Source organism: Microbulbifer maximicatervae (SeqCode), assembly GCF_052467825.1.
The window spans coordinates 4,956,834-4,972,308 of sequence record NZ_CP174327.1 but is presented as its reverse complement, the minus strand read 5'-3'; the positions used below and the strand labels follow the sequence as shown (position 1 = coordinate 4,972,308).

Annotated in this window: 13 protein-coding genes; 11 read left to right on the top strand and 2 right to left on the bottom strand. The window is 53.5% G+C overall.

Annotated elements, in window-relative coordinates; genetic code table 11:
* Positions 1–9: 9 nt before the first annotated feature.
* Positions 10–711: a bifunctional 2-polyprenyl-6-hydroxyphenol methylase/3-demethylubiquinol 3-O-methyltransferase UbiG gene (gene ubiG, locus ACJJII_RS21855; protein WP_444917728.1), complete on the bottom strand. Its 702-nt coding sequence runs from the start codon at positions 709–711 to the stop codon at positions 10–12.
* A gap of 66 nt (positions 712–777) precedes the next feature.
* Positions 778–2,103: a TRZ/ATZ family hydrolase gene (locus ACJJII_RS21850; RefSeq protein WP_444917727.1), complete on the bottom strand. Its 1,326-nt coding sequence runs from the start codon at positions 2,101–2,103 to the stop codon at positions 778–780.
* Between the two features lie 192 nt (positions 2,104–2,295).
* Between ACJJII_RS21850 and gyrA the strand changes: the two genes are divergently transcribed.
* From gyrA to ACJJII_RS21795, 11 genes are all read left to right on the top strand, one after another.
* A complete protein-coding gene (gene gyrA / locus ACJJII_RS21845; RefSeq protein ID WP_108733855.1) occupies positions 2,296–4,857 on the top strand; it encodes a DNA gyrase subunit A in 2,562 nt (853 codons plus the stop codon).
* A 167-nt stretch (positions 4,858–5,024) separates the two neighbouring features.
* The gene (gene serC / locus ACJJII_RS21840) at positions 5,025–6,104 is read left to right on the top strand and encodes a 3-phosphoserine/phosphohydroxythreonine transaminase (RefSeq protein WP_444917726.1); all 1,080 of its coding nucleotides are present in this window, start codon (positions 5,025–5,027) and stop codon (positions 6,102–6,104) included.
* A 46-nt stretch (positions 6,105–6,150) separates the two neighbouring features.
* The gene (pheA, locus tag ACJJII_RS21835; protein ID WP_282932042.1) at positions 6,151–7,254 is read left to right on the top strand and encodes a prephenate dehydratase; all 1,104 of its coding nucleotides are present in this window, start codon (positions 6,151–6,153) and stop codon (positions 7,252–7,254) included.
* Positions 7,254–9,485 carry a bifunctional prephenate dehydrogenase/3-phosphoshikimate 1-carboxyvinyltransferase gene (locus tag ACJJII_RS21830; protein WP_444917725.1) on the top strand — a complete coding sequence of 744 codons (2,232 nt, stop codon included), beginning with the start codon at positions 7,254–7,256 and terminating at the stop codon, positions 9,483–9,485. Before pheA ends, ACJJII_RS21830 begins: the two co-directional genes overlap by 1 nt.
* Positions 9,486–9,559: 74 nt before the next feature.
* Positions 9,560–10,249 carry a (d)CMP kinase gene (cmk, locus tag ACJJII_RS21825; protein WP_444893290.1) on the top strand — a complete coding sequence of 230 codons (690 nt, stop codon included), beginning with the start codon at positions 9,560–9,562 and terminating at the stop codon, positions 10,247–10,249.
* Between the two features lie 168 nt (positions 10,250–10,417).
* Positions 10,418–12,097 (top strand): 30S ribosomal protein S1, encoded by a 1,680-nt coding sequence (gene rpsA, locus ACJJII_RS21820; RefSeq protein ID WP_444917724.1) that lies wholly within the window; start codon positions 10,418–10,420, stop codon positions 12,095–12,097.
* 141 nt (positions 12,098–12,238) lie between these two features.
* Positions 12,239–12,547 (top strand): integration host factor subunit beta, encoded by a 309-nt coding sequence (ihfB, locus tag ACJJII_RS21815; RefSeq protein ID WP_282932044.1) that lies wholly within the window; start codon positions 12,239–12,241, stop codon positions 12,545–12,547.
* 93 nt (positions 12,548–12,640) lie between these two features.
* Positions 12,641–12,949 (top strand): lipopolysaccharide assembly protein LapA domain-containing protein, encoded by a 309-nt coding sequence (locus tag ACJJII_RS21810; RefSeq protein ID WP_413662669.1) that lies wholly within the window; start codon positions 12,641–12,643, stop codon positions 12,947–12,949.
* A 1-nt stretch (position 12,950) separates the two neighbouring features.
* Positions 12,951–14,144, top strand: coding sequence for a lipopolysaccharide assembly protein LapB (gene lapB / locus ACJJII_RS21805; RefSeq protein ID WP_413662668.1), 1,194 nt, complete (start codon positions 12,951–12,953; stop codon positions 14,142–14,144).
* A gap of 70 nt (positions 14,145–14,214) precedes the next feature.
* The gene (gene pyrF / locus ACJJII_RS21800) at positions 14,215–14,922 is read left to right on the top strand and encodes an orotidine-5'-phosphate decarboxylase (RefSeq protein WP_444917723.1); all 708 of its coding nucleotides are present in this window, start codon (positions 14,215–14,217) and stop codon (positions 14,920–14,922) included.
* A 141-nt stretch (positions 14,923–15,063) separates the two neighbouring features.
* Positions 15,064–15,372 carry a ComEA family DNA-binding protein gene (locus ACJJII_RS21795; protein WP_444917722.1) on the top strand — a complete coding sequence of 103 codons (309 nt, stop codon included), beginning with the start codon at positions 15,064–15,066 and terminating at the stop codon, positions 15,370–15,372.
* Positions 15,373–15,475: the final 103 nt, after the last annotated feature.

The following is a 15,475-nucleotide window of genomic DNA, read 5'->3' as shown; positions in this document are numbered from 1 at the left end:
GCAGTTCACTTATTCTGGTTTGCTGGCATACATCAAATAATTGACGTCGACATCCCGGGGGGTCAATTTGTAGCTTCGGGTAACCGGGTTATAAGTCATACCGGTTATATCGTGCGCTTCCAGGGACTCATCGCGCAGCCAGGCGCCCATTTCTGAGGGGCGGATAAACTTACTGTATTCATGAGTGCCCTTGGGCAGTAAGCGTAGGACATATTCTGCTCCGACTACGGCAAACAGCCACCCTTTGGGGGTGCGGTTGATCGTAGAGAAAAATAGCTTGCCGCCAGGTTTTACAAGTTTCGCGCAGGCGCGAATGACAGAGGACGGGTCTGGTACATGCTCAAGCATCTCCAGGCAGGTAACAATATCAAAGCTCTCGGGCGCTTCTTCTGCCAGTTCCTCTACTGCCACTTTGCGATAATTGACGCTGACGCCACTTTCTAGGGCGTGGAGTTTGGCGACATTGAGTGGGGCTTCCCCTAGATCGATACCAGTGACATCGGCTCCCCTCTGCGCCATGGCTTCAGCCAGGATGCCGCCACCGCAGCCCACATCGAGGAGCTTCTTACCGGCAACCGGAGCATACCCGTCAATGTAATTTGCACGCAGTGGATTGATTTCGTGTAGTGGTTTGAACTCGCCTTCCTTGTCCCACCAGCGGCTGGCAAGTTGCTCAAATTTGGCGATTTCTGAGGGATCTACATTGCTCATGAACTTCTCTGCAAACTCCGTCGCTCGTAACCGGCATTTTTCAGTGATTGGGCCGGAATCAGTTATCTAGCGTAAATTTCCGCTGATTCTATCACGCCATATTTGCGCCCGCTGGATAACCTCAGTTTCGTTTAAGGTTTGTAGCTGGCGCTCCTTTAAAAGTTGTCGCCCGGCGACCCAGACATCGCTGACATTGTGTCCTCCGTTGGCATAAATCAACTGGGACACTGGGTCATGCAAAGGCTGCTGTTCTAGACCGCCGAGATTGATAGCTGCAATGTCTGCGCTTTTACCTACCTCCAGGCTTCCGGTTATATCTTCAATTCCCAGTGCTTTGGCTCCGTTGATGGTCGCCATGCTCAGTGTCTGATGCGCGGGTAGGGCTGTTGCGTTCCCGCTAACAGCTTTTGCCAGTAGTGCGGCTGTGTTGGCTTCGGAGAACAGGTCTTGGGTGTTATTGCTCGCAGCGCCATCGGTGCCAAGGGATACGTTGATGCCCGCTTCCAGCATGTCATAGGCTGGGCAAAAGCCTGAGGCGAGCTTGAGATTAGATGATGGGCAGTGAGAAACATGGGCGCCACTTGAACTCACTAGCTCAATGTCTCGTTGATTAGTGGCCACCATATGTACACAAAGTGTCTGCGGCCCCAGCAGCCCAAGGCGGAATAGCCGTTCGGTGGGCCGCTCTCCATTAGCGTTCAGGGCGCTTTCAACTTCAGCGTGGGTCTCGTGGAGGTGCATCTGCATGGGGATCTGCGCTTCGGCAGAGCAGACTGCAATTTTCTCCAGTGTTTTATCCCCCACGGTGTAGGGGGCGTGGGGTGCAAATACCACCTCAATTCGATCGTGCGCACGGTAATCATCGCGTAACGCCAATCCTTTGTGTAGGGCCTCGTCGCTATTGCGGCTCCAGGGGGTTGGGGCATCCAGCACGGGGAAGGCGATATGGGCCCTGATTCCGCTCTCCCGCGCAGCAATGGCGACGGCTTCCGGGAAGAAGTACTGATCAGAAAAAGTAGTAGTACCTGAGCGCAGCATCTCGGCAATCGCTTGCCGGCTGCCGTCAGCTACAAATTGCGGACCGACCCAGCGTTGCTCTGTCGGCCAGATGTGCTGCTCCAGCCATTCTTTAAGGGGGCGGTCATCAGCGTAGCCGCGTAATAGCGTCATGGGCGCATGGTTGTGAGTATTAATTAACCCTGGAATTAGTGCGTGTTGCCCCAGGTCGACTTCATCTGTTGCCTGAAAACGAATTGAGGCCTCAGCTGTGGGTACCAGGGCAGAGATTTTGCCCTTTTCTATTGCGAGCGAACAATTTTCGTACACTTTTTTCTCGGGTACGACGGGTATGATCCAGCGTGCGTGGATCAGGGTATCGACAGCTTGTTGCATGAGGACTTATCTGGTGGCTGCTGTGGGGGTGTTTTACTGTAGCCGCAGTCAATGGGGGCGACAACTGTGGTTTGTGCCGCAGTTGGATATCTCCGAGTCCTGCGGCTCCAAACATCTCAAACTATGGTAGAATCGCCCGCTTATCCCGGGCACAGTACGTACGCCCGCGCTATAAAAGGAACGCCGTAAGCCATGGGCGAATTAGCCAAAGAAATCTCTCCGATTAATATCGAAGAAGAACTCAAGCAGTCTTATCTCGACTATGCCATGAGCGTGATTGTCGGGCGCGCACTGCCGGATGTACGCGATGGCCTCAAGCCGGTACACCGCCGCGTGCTTTACGCGATGAGCGAGCTTAAAAACGACTGGAATAAACCTTACAAGAAATCAGCGCGTGTCGTTGGTGATGTAATCGGTAAGTATCACCCGCACGGAGACACTGCGGTCTACGACACTATTGTGCGTATGGCGCAGCCGTTTTCTATGCGTTACACCTTGGTAGATGGCCAGGGTAACTTCGGTTCTATCGATGGTGACAGTCCAGCTGCCATGCGATACACCGAAATTCGTATGGATAAGTTGGCCCACGAGCTGCTGTCCGATCTCGATAAAGAAACTGTTAATTTTGTCGATAACTACGATGGTTCCGAGCAAATGCCGGAGGTGTTGCCTTCGCGTGTGCCGAACCTCTTGGTCAATGGTTCCTCCGGTATTGCGGTGGGCATGGCCACCAATATCCCTCCCCATAACCTGGGTGAGGTGATCAAGGCTTGTCTGGCTCTGATCAATAATTCCGAGTTGACCGTCGACGACCTGATGGAGTACATCCCCGGGCCGGACTTCCCCACGGGCGCCATCATCAATGGCCGCGCCGGTATTCTCCTTGCTTACCGCACTGGCCGTGGGCGCATTTATGTCCGTGCCAAAGCAGATGTGATCCGCGATGACAAGACCAATCGCGAAACCATCATCATTACTGAGATCCCCTTCCAGTTGAATAAAGCGCGCTTGATCGAGCGTATTGCCGAACTGGTGAAAGAGAAAAAGATCGAGGGTATCTCTGAGCTGCGCGACGAGTCCGACAAAGACGGCTTGCGCGTAGTGATTGAGCTTAAGCGGGGAGAGCTGGGTGATGTGGTTCTGAATAACCTCTATTCCCAGACCCAGCTGGAAAGCGTCTTCGGTATCAATATGGTGGCCCTGGTCGATGGCCAGCCCAAGGTATTGAACCTCAAAGAGCTGCTCGAGCACTTTATTCGCCACCGCCAGGAAGTCGTTACCCGCCGTACGGTCTACCTGTTGCGCAAAGCCCGCGAGCGCGGTCATATTCTGGAAGGTCTGGCGATTGCCATCGCCAATATCGATCCGGTAATCGAGCTGATCAAATCTTCCGCCACACCGGCAGATGCCCGCGAGGCGTTGCTGGCTAAAGGCTGGCCTGTGGGCAATGTACAGCAGTTCCTGGAGCGGGCTGGTGCTGATGCCTGCCGTCCAGATGATCTGCCGCAAGAATTTGGTTTGCGCGACGATTCTTACTACTTGTCCCCGGCCCAGGCTCAGGCAATTCTCGAATTGCGCCTGCACCGCCTGACGGGCATGGAGCACGACAAGCTGCTGGCAGAATACCAGGATCGACTGGAGCAGATTGCTGAATATCTGCATATCCTCGGCAGCTTCGAGCGTCTGATGGAAGTGATCCGTGAAGAGTTAGAGCAGCTGTCAAAGGACTTTAACGATGAGCGTCGTACCGATATCGTTGCGTCTCGCCAGGATCTGACTGTTGAAGACCTGATTACCCCGGAAGACAAGGTAGTAACTATCTCCCACGGCGGTTACGCCAAGAGCCAGCCTCTGACCGATTACCAGGCCCAGCGCCGTGGTGGTATGGGTAAATCTGCGACCCAGGTAAAAGACGAGGACTTCGTCGAGCATCTATTGATCGCCAACTCCCATGACACCCTTCTGTGCTTCTCCAATAAGGGCAAGGTGTACTGGCTGAAAGTCTACGAAGTGCCCACCGCTGGCCGAGCCTCCCGTGGTCGCCCAATGGTTAATATGCTGCCCCTGGAAGAGGGTGAACGTATCAGCAGCATGATGCCGGTGTCCGAGTACGACGAAAATCACTTTATCTTCTTCACCACTGCCAATGGCACCGTGAAGAAAACCCCCCTCACCGCTTTTGCCCGCCCCCGCAGTGTTGGTTTGCGTGCAATTGAGCTGGAGGAGGGCGATCGCCTGGTAGCCACTGCGATTACCGATGGTGAGCGCGATGTAGCGCTGTTTACCAGCGCCGGTAAGGCAGCGCGCTTCTCCGAGTCCAATGTGCGCTCTATGGGCCGTGTTTCCCGTGGTGTTCGCGGTATTCGTATGCAGGAAGGTCAGCAGGTTATCGCTATGGTTATCCCTGAAGAGGGTGGCTCTGTGATGATGGCTACTGAGAATGGTTACGGTAAGCGCACAGCTATCAGCGAATTCCCCACCAAGGGACGCGGTACCCAGGGTGTTATTGCGATCGCGGAAAGTGAACGTAACGGTGCTTTGGTTGGGGCCTGTCAGGTGCACCCAGGTGAGGAGATGATGTTGATCTCCGACCAGGGCACTCTGGTGCGTACCCGTGTTGATGAAGTGTCTGTACTTGGGCGCAACACGCAGGGGGTGCGAGTGATTCGCCTGAAGACTGGCGAGAAGTTGGTTGGTCTCGGTCGCATTGAAGAGACCGAGGATGACGGTGAAGAAAACGGTGGGGAAGAGTGACCCACCGCTCCAGACGACTAAGAAAGGCTGCGTTTATCGCGGCCTTTCTTGCCTTTGGCTCCCACGAAAAACGCTAAAGGCGCGATATCTATCCCTATGAATGGCAATTTGTGCGTAGACACATCTAGTTGTATTTGAAACCTTTTTTGTATTGTGGAAATCAGCTCATGAGGAAGTTTAATTTCTGTGCAGGCCCTGCCGCTTTACCGCAGCCCGTACTGGAGCAGGCGCAAAGGGAGTTGCTCGATTGGCAAGGGCTCGGTTGCTCTGTAATGGAGGTCAGCCACCGCTCTCCAGAGTTTGTTGAGGTAGCTGAGCGGGCCGAACAGGACCTCCGCGATCTGCTCAGTGTGCCGAGCAACTACAAAGTGTTGTTTCTTCAGGGCGGGGCAACTGGGCAGTTCAGTGCTGTGCCCTGGAATCTTCTCGGTGCTGGCTCTACCAAAGCTGAATTCATTCATTCCGGTAGTTGGGCGGCCAAGGCGATCAAAGAAGCTCGTCGTTACGGTGAAGTAAATGTGGTCGCATCCAGTGAGGATCGAAACTTCAGCTATGCACCTGCAGCAGACAGCTGGCAGTCGAGTGGGGATGCGGCTTATTTCCACTATACCCCTAACGAGACGATTGGCGGTGTTGAGTTTGGCTATGTGCCGGAAGTGGAGTGCCCGCTAGTGGCGGATATGTCCTCAACTATTTTGTCTCAACCGATTGAGGTGGAAAAGTTCGGCGTTATCTATGCCGGTGCGCAGAAAAATATTGGCCCCTCAGGTATCGCTGTAGCTTTGATTCGAGATGATTTACTCGATCGCTCACTGGAAAATGTTCCTCGCAGTTTGAGCTGGAAGGTGGCGGCAGAAGCGGGCTCTATGGATAACACGCCACCTACTTTCGCTTGGTACTTATCTGGTCTTGTCTTCCAGTGGTTGAAAGATCAGGGGGGTGTTGATGCGATGGCTGAGCAGGCCGATGCTAAATCTAAAATGCTGTACGACTTCCTCGACAGCAGTGACTTTTTCTCCAGTCCGGTTGAGGAGGGAAGTCGCTCCCGCATGAATGTGCCCTTTGTGTTGGCTGACGACCGCTTGGATAAGCAGTTTTTGATTGAGTCAGAAGAAGCGGGTTTGTTGAGCTTAAAGGGGCACCGCTCTGTGGGTGGTATGCGGGCGTCGCTATATAACGCCGTTCCCATGGAGGCAGTGGAAGCGCTTGTGGCATTTATGGCGGATTTTGAAGCGCGTAAGGCTTAGGTGGTTAATTTAATCTTGATGATTTCTAGAGAAAGTAGATAAACGAATGGCAGAGGAAACTGTGAGTGGCGACCAGCGACTGCTGGAGCTGCGCAATCAGATCGACAGTATTGATGGAGAGATTGCTCGCTTAATTAGTGAGCGGGCTCGCTGCGCCCTGGAGGTTGCAGAGGTTAAGAAAGCTACTGGCGAGGATGCTCTCTATTATCGGCCGGAGCGTGAAGCACAAGTGCTGCGCAAGGCTATGGAGCGCAATAATGGTCCGCTGACTGATGAAGAGATGGCGCGACTGTTTCGCGAAATTATGTCGGCCTGCCTGGCCTTGGAAGAGCCTGTCAAGGTGGCCTACCTGGGCCCTGAGGGTACCTTTACCCAGCAGGCGGCATTAAAGCACTTCGGCAACTCTGCCCAGAGCCGGCCGCTGGCGGCAATTGATGAAGTTTTCCGTGAGGTAGAAGCAGGTGCCGTCAGTTACGGTGTAGTGCCGGTAGAAAACTCTACCGAAGGGGTGATCAATCACACCCTGGATAACTTTATGCACTCTAACCTGAGTATCTGCGGTGAGGTGGAGCTGCGTATCCATCATCACTTGATGATCTCAGATGTAACGCGCCCAGAGTCAATCACTCGTATTTATTCCCATGCGCAGAGTCTGGCGCAGTGCCGCAAATGGCTTGATGCTCATTATCCCAATGTGGAGCGTGTTGCAGTTGCCAGCAATGCGGATGCGGCCAAGCGCGTTAAGGGTGAGTGGAATGCTGCGGCGATAGCTGGCGATATGGCAGCGGAACTCTACGGGTTGAAGGTGCTGTCGGAGAAAATAGAAGATCGCCCGGATAATTCCACCCGCTTCTTGATTATTGGTACCCAGCAAGTGCCTGCGAGTGGGGATGATAAGACCTCATTGATGGTATCAATGCGCAATGAGCCAGGTGCTCTGCACGATCTCCTGGAGCCGTTTCGTCGCTACAGTGTCGATTTGACTCGGGTAGAGACCCGGCCATCGCAGTCTGGCAATTGGACCTATGTGTTCTTTATCGATTTTAGCGGCCACCGCGATACCCAGGGAATTGCCGAGGCGCTAAAAGAGGTTGGAGGCTGTGCCTCAGATCTGAAAGTGCTGGGTTCCTACCCTCGCGGAGTGCTGTGATGGCGCAAGCTCAAATTGGCCGACTGCTGGTTGTTGGGATCGGTTTAATTGGGGGGAGTTTTGCCCTTGCACTGAAAGCTGCTAGGGCTTGCCGAGAGGTTATCGGGGTCGCTCTGGAAGAGAGTGTCTGCGATGAAGCCAGGGCGCTCGGTATTGTTGATCGGGCCAGCACCAGTCTAGAGCTGGTATTGCCGCAGCTGGAGCCGGGCGATTTGGTGTTTGTGGCTGTGCCGACACTGGCGATTGAGTCTGTATTCGCGCAGCTTAAAGAACACCTGCCGGCGGGAGTCACTGTGACAGATGGCGCCAGCGTAAAAGGTAGCGTGGTGGCAGCGGCAGAAAAAGTGTGGGGAAGTGCTCCAGATTTTTTGGTGCCAGGGCATCCAATCGCTGGCTCTGAAAAAAGTGGTGTTACCGCGGCGAGAGATGACCTCTATAGGGATCACCGCATTATCCTGACGCCGCTTGCGAATACAGGGGCTGCTCATTTGCAGCTCGTGGAGCGAGCATGGCAGGCCGTGGGAGCTGAGCCCCTGACAATGTCAGTGGAGGAGCACGACGAGGTTCTGGCTGCTACGAGCCATCTTCCCCATGTCATCGCTTTTAGCCTTGTGGACACTTTGGCCCACGATGCGGAAAACGAAAATATCTTCCGTTATGCGGCGGGAGGCTTCCGTGACTTTACTCGTATCGCTTCCAGTGACCCGGTTATGTGGCGAGATATTATGCTCGCCAATCGGGATGCCATCTTAAAGGCCATCGACCTATACAGCCTCAACCTTTCTTCCCTGCGCGACGCTATTGCCTCGGGTGATAGCGCTGCCCTGATGGGGGTTTTTACTCGCGCCAAAGCGGCACGGGATCACTTTACCAAAATGTTGGCAAAACAAGCGTATTCGGAACCTATGCAAGAACAAGAGATTACTTTTATCGTGCAGCCGGGCGAGGCTGTAAATGGCAAGCTCAGGGTGCCGGGGGACAAATCCATGTCGCACCGCTCAATTATGCTGGGCTCCCTGGCCGAGGGAGTTACAGAAGTTGAGGGCTTTCTGGAGGGGGAGGATGCACTGGCAACCCTGCAGGCTTTCCGCGATATGGGGGTCGTAATTGAGGGGCCGGACAATGGTCGGGTTGTAATTCATGGCGTAGGACTTAATGGCTTGCAGGCACCGCCCGGACCGCTATATCTCGGTAACTCCGGGACCTCCATGCGCCTGTTGGCTGGATTGCTTGCCGGGCAGGATTTCGACGTAACACTCACTGGTGATGATTCCCTGTCAAAACGCCCGATGAATCGCGTGGCTAACCCCCTGCGTGAGATGGGTGCAAATATTGAGACTGGCCCGGAAGGTCGTCCGCCGCTTTTGATTAAGGGTAGTAGTGCGTTGAAAGGGATCGATTACCCGCTGCCGATGGCTAGTGCTCAAGTGAAATCAGCGGTATTGCTGGCTGGGCTCTATAGTGAGGGTCAAACGTCTACCGTTGAGCCGGCGCCCACTAGAGATCATACCGAGCGCATGTTGCAGGGCTTTGGTTATAAGGTGGAGCGGGATGGTGCTCAGGCTAAGTTGGTGGGCGGTGGCTCACTGAAATCCTGTCGCATCGATGTGCCTGCCGATATTTCTTCAGCCGCATTCTTTATGGTTGCTGCCGCTATCTCTCCCGGTTCCGATGTTGTGCTGGAGCATGTGGGGATCAACCCCACCCGCGATGGGGTTATCAATATCCTCCGTGCAATGGGCGGCAATGTTGAATTGCTGAATATGCGCGAAGTGGGCGGTGAGCCGGTGGCGGATATTCGTGTTCGCTATGCGCCCTTGAAGGGAATTCGCATCCCTGAGGATCAGGTGCCCCTGGCGATTGATGAGTTTCCCGCATTGTTTGTTGCGGCAGCTTGTGCAGAAGGTGAGACCGTCCTGACTGGTGCGGAGGAGTTGCGGGTCAAGGAAAGTGACCGGATTCAGGCGATGGCAAATGGCTTGATTGCACTTGGGGTAAAAGCTGAGCCAACACCGGACGGTATCGTGATCCAGGGCTGCAAAGAGGGTGTGGTATTTTCTGGAGGCACCGTCGATAGCTTGGGGGATCACCGTATTGCTATGGCGTTTGCAGTGTCATCGCTGCGCGCAAAGGATACAATCCGCATCCTTCGCTGCGCCAATGTGGCGACCTCATTCCCGAACTTTGCCGAACTGGCAACGGGCGCGGGTCTCAAGTTGCAGTTGGCGTGACACGGGCATTCAGGTTTGGGCGGTTGTGGTTCGCTTGAGTGCATCCGCCAGAGATGTTGAGTTGTAAAGAAAATATGAGTGATACAAACGGGTTGCCACCAGTAGTTACCATTGATGGTCCCAGTGGTTCGGGTAAGGGAACCATTGCAAAGCTTTTGGCTGATCGCTTGAGCTTTTCCTTGTTGGACTCCGGGGCCCTTTATCGGGCTGCCGCTTTGGCCGCACTTAATAAGGAGGTTGACCTCTCCAATGACAAGTTGCTGACTGAATTGGCGAAAGACCTCGATGTACGCTTTACCGTGAGTGCCGGTCAGTTGCAGGTGTGGCTGGAAGAGAGTGATGTCACCGCAGATATCCGTATGGAGCGGGTAAGCATGGCCGCGTCCAAGGTCGCGGCAATTCCCGGAGTGCGGGCAGCGCTGCTGCAGCGCCAGCGGGACTTCCGTCAAGCCCCCGGCTTGGTTGCCGATGGTCGGGATATGGGCACTACCGTGTTTCCCGACGCGCCGGTCAAGGTTTACCTAACCGCCAGCGCCGAGGAGCGCGCTAACAGGCGTTTCGCTCAGTTGCAGGATAAGGGGGTTTCTGTTAGCCTCCGCGACCTGCTGGAGGACATCCGTGCCCGAGATGCACAGGATATGAACAGAAAAGCCTCCCCCCTGGCTCCCGCTGAGGATGCGGTTGAGCTGGATAGTACGGGGGTGAGTATCGATGAAGTCCTCCGAAAAGTGCTCGATTTAGTTCAGGACCGTATTTCACCCTGAAGTTCGGGCAGTAAATAGTTTTCTAACGACAGCGGCCGGGATCAGCCAGAATCGCCCGGCCGTTATCGTAATCCGACCCGCGTGCTGGCAGCGCGGTTGGGGTCGCGGCTGGCGGTTGACTAGACTTAACAGTTACCAACGGCTGGACCCAGCACTATAGGTAATGTAATGAGCGAGAGCTTTGCTGATCTATTTGAAGAGAGCCTGAAAAGCGTTGAAATGGCACCGGGCGCAATTGTTACTGGTGTTGTAATCGACGTAGATAAAGACTGGGTTACCGTTCACGCGGGCCTGAAGTCTGAAGGCGTTATCCCTGCTGCACAATTCGCCAACGATAAAGGTGAAGTTGAGCTGCAGGTGGGCGACGAAGTGCAGGTTGCCCTGGAAGCTGTAGAAGACGGTTTCGGTGAAACCCGTCTGTCCCGCGAAAAAGCCAAGCGCGCTGAAGCCTGGAAAATCCTCGACGCAGCTCACGCAGCTGACGAAGTGGTTAAAGGTGTTATCAGCGGTAAGGTTAAAGGTGGCTTTACTGTTGATGTTGCCAATATCCGTGCGTTCCTGCCCGGCTCTCTGGTTGACGTTCGTCCGGTTCGCGACACTGCGCACCTGGAAGGTAAAGAGCTCGAGTTCAAAGTTATCAAGCTGGACTCCAAGCGCAACAACGTAGTTGTTTCCCGCCGCGCCGTTATGGAAGCTGCCACCTCCGAAGAGCGTGAAGCTCTGCTGGAAAGCCTGCAGGAAGGTATGAGCGTCAAGGGTATCGTGAAGAACCTGACCGACTACGGTGCTTTCGTAGACCTGGGCGGTATCGACGGCCTGCTGCACATCACCGATATGGCTTGGAAGCGCATCAAGCACCCGAGCGAGATCGTGAACGTTGGCGACGAGATCGAAGTAAAAGTACTGAAGTTCGACCGCGAGCGCAGCCGTGTATCCCTTGGCCTGAAGCAGTTGGGCGAAGATCCTTGGGTATCCATCAAGCAGCGTTACCCAGAGAACAGCCGCGTGAAGGCGGTTGTAACCAACCTGACCGACTACGGCTGCTTTGCCGAGCTGGAAGAAGGTGTGGAAGGTCTGGTACACGTTTCCGAAATGGATTGGACCAACAAGAACATTCACCCGTCCAAAGTTGTCCAGGTTGGCGACGAGGTAGAGGTGATGATCCTGGATATCGACGAAGAGCGTCGTCGTATCTCCCTGGGTATCAAGCAGTGCCAGGAAAATCCGTGGGATGCCTTCGCGCGTAAATTCGCTAAGGGCGACAAGATCTCCGGTAAGATCAAGTCCATTACTGACTTCGGTATCTTCATTGGTCTCGACGGCAGCATCGACGGTCTGGTCCACCTGTCCGACATCTCCTGGAACGAAGCTGGCGAAGAAGCTGTTCGCAAGTTCAAGAAAGGCGACGAAATCGAAACTGTTATCCTGGGCATCGATTCCGAGCGTGAGCGTATCTCCCTGGGCATCAAGCAGTTGGAGTCCGATCCGTTCTCCGACTACGTTACCACCAGCGATCGCGGCAGCATCGTTGTAGGTACTGTTAAGGAAGTTGACGCTAAGCAAGCAGTAATCACCCTGGCGGGCGAAGTAGAAGGCGTACTGCGCGCTTCTGAAATCAGCCGCGACAAGGTTGAAGATGCTCGCAACGTTCTGAAAGAAGGCGAAGAAGTAGAAGCTAAGATCACCAGCGTGGATCGCAAGAACCGCGTGATCAGCCTGTCTATCAAAGCCAAAGACCAGGACGACGAGAAGCAAGCTATCAAGGATCACAGCAAGAAGCAGTCTGAACAAGTTCAGCCTGCTACTATCGGTGACCTGATTAAGGCACAAATGAACAACAAAGACTAATTGTCTTTGAGTGTTCACAGCTCCAAATGGATCATTTGGAGCGACCCGAAAGCCGGACTGGGGTTGCCCAGTCCGGCTTTCTATTAGATGATTGGTGCTCTACTCCAGAATAATCAATGACTTACAAAGGTTGCGGAGCGCATGACCAAGTCCGAACTGATCGAAAGGATTGCGTTGAGGTTGGATCAGCTGCCAGTTAAGGATGTAGAGCTGGCGGTAAAAGTGGTGCTCGACACCATGTCAGATGCCCTGTCCCAGGGTGAGCGTATAGAGATACGCGGCTTTGGTAGCTTTTCTCTTCACTATCGAGCCCCGCGTACGGGTCGGAATCCCAAAACTGGGGACGCGGTTGATCTCGCCGGGAAATATGTCCCGCATTTCAAGCCTGGCAAAGAGTTGCGCGACAGAGTGAATCGAAGTATGCACGATGAGGCAAGTATCGAAGTATGATTAGACTCCCTGGCAGCAGTGTGGATACTGCCATTAATCGGGGTGAGCTTCGTCGTTAATCGATAAAGTTTTTTGTGGAACGTGGAGGTTCCCTTGTCATTTTTGCGTTGGCTGACACGCATCGTCTATGGGGTCGTCGCCCTGCTTTGCATCGCTTTGGGGATTTATTTCGCAGTTGCCAATCCGGAGACTATCAAGCCAAATATTGTAGGCTATCAACTGCCGGCGGGAAGTGTAGGCTTTTGGTTGATTGGTTTCTTGTTGCTGGGGTTGTTGCTTGGTTTTGTCGTTAGTCTGCAGCCTGTTTATGCCAAGCGTCGCCAAGTGCGGTCGCTCGAGAAGCAATTGAAGAAAATGGAGCGGGAATTACACACCGCCCACCGCAAGGCTTCTGGAGACTGATTTGCTCGATTTTACCTATTTCTTTTTCCTGCTTGCGGCAATCGCGATCGGCTGGGTGCTGGGGCGAGGCAGCGCCAAAAAGAAAGTGGCGGATTATAGTGAGCAAGAGCATGCGCTGGTGAGGTCTTACGCCCAGGGCTTAAACTATTTATTGAGTGAGCGCCACGACGATACCATCGATAAATTTATTGACTCTCTGGAAGTAAGTCAGGCTACTTTTGACACCCACCTGGCTCTTGGAAGTCTGTTGCGCCGAAGAGGAGAGTACGATCAGGCGATTCGAGTCCATCAAAATTTACTCGGGCGCCCGAGCTTGTCCAGGGTTAGTCAAAACAAAGCTCAACTTGAACTTGCCTGTGACTATATTTCTGCTGGCTGGCTGGATAGAGCTGAACGTCTGCTACAAGAGCTGGTTGAGACCTCTCAGGAGTTAAAGGCTGTTAGCCTGGAGCGTCTGATTGAAGTCTACCGGGATGAAAGGGAGTGGGCTAAAGCGATCCATGCTGTAAACCTGTTGCATGGTCGACGGTTCAAGCGCCTCTCGGCTGACTGGGCCCCGGTTCAGGCTCATTTTTGCTGCGAATTGGCAGAGGAGTCAATAGCGGCAAAGGATTACCTAAGTGCGAGGAAGCATATCGATTCTGCCTTGAGTTATGAGCGCAGCTCAGTGCGGGCAAATTTGCTGTGGGGTCGCCTCGAATATCTGCTTGGCAAGCCGAGAGAGGCCATTAAGGTTTTACAGCGGATCCCCAAGCAGAGTCCGGACTATATTCCTGAAATCCTTGAGTTGTTGATTACTTGTTATGGGGATTTAGGGGATGGCAAGGGGTTGGATCGCTATCTTGAATCCCTTTTGAAAGAGCACCCCTCTAATAGCGTATTGATTGCCCTGACTGAGCGTATTCAGCAGCAGGATAGTGAGGCTGCAGCGGCTGCATTTATGGGGAAGCAGCTGGCGCTGCGCCCGTCTTTGAGGGGATTGGGACGCTTTCTCGATCTGCATATAGATAGTACAGAGGGTAGGGCGAGAGAGAATCTCTCCCTACTCAAGACATTAATCGACCAGCTTATAGCGAGCCGCCCTCACTACCGGTGTAGCAATTGTGGGTTTTCGGGCAATCAGTTGCACTGGTTGTGTCCGAGCTGCAAGCACTGGGATTCGGTACGCTCCGTTAAGGGGATTGAGGGCGAGTAAAGTAATGACTGTCCTGTACATCGGGCTGACGGCCTGGTCGGGGCGGCTTTTGAAATGAATGAGGTTTTTCTTGCAGTCTAAAGTTTCTTCTCCGGTTATCGTTGCTCTGGATTACGACAATGCTGAGTCTGCACTGGCAATGGCAGATCAGCTCGATCCGTCGCTGTGTCGGGTCAAAGTTGGTAAGGAGCTGTTTACTGCCGCTGGTCCAGACTTGGTGAAAACGCTGGTTGACCGGGGCTTCCAGGTATTTCTGGACCTTAAATTTCACGATATCCCGAATACTGTTGCAAAGGCCGTTAAAGCTGCTGCGAAATTGGGGGTATGGATGGTTAATGTTCACGCAAGTGGTGGTGAGCGGATGATGTCGGCTGCCGCCGAGGCCCTGCGGGAATTTGGCGAGGATAAGCCTCTATTAATTGCGGTTACTGTACTTACCAGCACAACTGCAGAGGAGCTGGCTGCAGTTGGCGTGGCTGCTCCGCTGGAAAAGCAGGTGTTGCACTTGGCCTCTCAAGCTAAATCCTGTGGTCTCGACGGTGTAGTCTGCTCCGCACGGGAGGCTCAACTGCTGCGCAGTGAATGTGGGGTCGACTTTTCCCTGGTGACGCCGGGAATTCGTCCTGCGGGCTCTGATGCTGGGGATCAAAGACGAACACTCACCCCGTCCCAAGCGCTGCTTCAAGGTGCGGACTACCTGGTTATAGGGCGGCCTATTACAGGGTCTAAAAAGCCTATCGAGTCTCTTAAGACGATTCTGTCAGATATTGCTAGTTAGAACGGTTGTGTTGCTTAGCGGGGTGTAATGTTGTGTAATTAGGCCTGAGCCGACAGAAAGTAGCTGATTGGTATCATGGAGTGGCTTGGGGGAGGTACTTGCAGTCCCAAAGTGAACCTGATAATTCACTTGGAGCTAACCATGAAATTGACCTATCGATTACTTTCCGTTGTTTTTGCTTTAGCTTTTTCGCTCTTTCTGTCTCCCTACATAAATGCGGGGGAGCTAGAAAGTAGCAGTGCCACAGAGGTAGTATTGTCAGTTAATGTCAATAGTGCTTCGGCTACCGAGCTTGCTGATAAGTTGGGTGGTATTGGTAAAACGCGTGCTCAATTGATTGTTGAGTATCGCGAAGAGCATGGCCCATTCACTTCTATAGAGCAGTTGTTGAATGTAAAAGGAATAGGCGCGGCAACCCTGGAAAAAAACAGGGACATTATTCGGCTCTGAAGGTTTAGGGGCCCAACTGGCAGCTTTTATTGTTGTCAGTTGGGGTTTCAAGCTAATGAGCAAGAGTGCCCGAAGTGATGGTTTTTTCTACTGATAGTCATCG

Excerpts from the sequence above, each read along its gene's own strand:
- gyrA (WP_108733855.1), top strand. The coding sequence starts at position 2,296 with ATGGGCGAATTAGCCAAAGAAATCTCTCCGATTAATATCGAAGAAGAA.
- ACJJII_RS21830 (WP_444917725.1), top strand. The coding sequence starts at position 7,254 with ATGGCGCAAGCTCAAATTGGCCGACTGCTGGTTGTTGGGATCGGTTTA.
- rpsA (WP_444917724.1), top strand. The coding sequence starts at position 10,418 with ATGAGCGAGAGCTTTGCTGATCTATTTGAAGAGAGCCTGAAAAGCGTT.
- ACJJII_RS21795 (WP_444917722.1), top strand. The coding sequence starts at position 15,064 with ATGAAATTGACCTATCGATTACTTTCCGTTGTTTTTGCTTTAGCTTTT.
- cmk (WP_444893290.1), top strand. The coding sequence starts at position 9,560 with ATGAGTGATACAAACGGGTTGCCACCAGTAGTTACCATTGATGGTCCC.
- pheA (WP_282932042.1), top strand. The coding sequence starts at position 6,151 with ATGGCAGAGGAAACTGTGAGTGGCGACCAGCGACTGCTGGAGCTGCGC.
- ubiG (WP_444917728.1), bottom strand. The coding sequence starts at position 711 with ATGAGCAATGTAGATCCCTCAGAAATCGCCAAATTTGAGCAACTTGCC.
- ACJJII_RS21850 (WP_444917727.1), bottom strand. The coding sequence starts at position 2,103 with ATGCAACAAGCTGTCGATACCCTGATCCACGCACGCTGGATCATACCC.
- serC (WP_444917726.1), top strand. The coding sequence starts at position 5,025 with ATGAGGAAGTTTAATTTCTGTGCAGGCCCTGCCGCTTTACCGCAGCCC.
- ihfB (WP_282932044.1), top strand. The coding sequence starts at position 12,239 with ATGACCAAGTCCGAACTGATCGAAAGGATTGCGTTGAGGTTGGATCAG.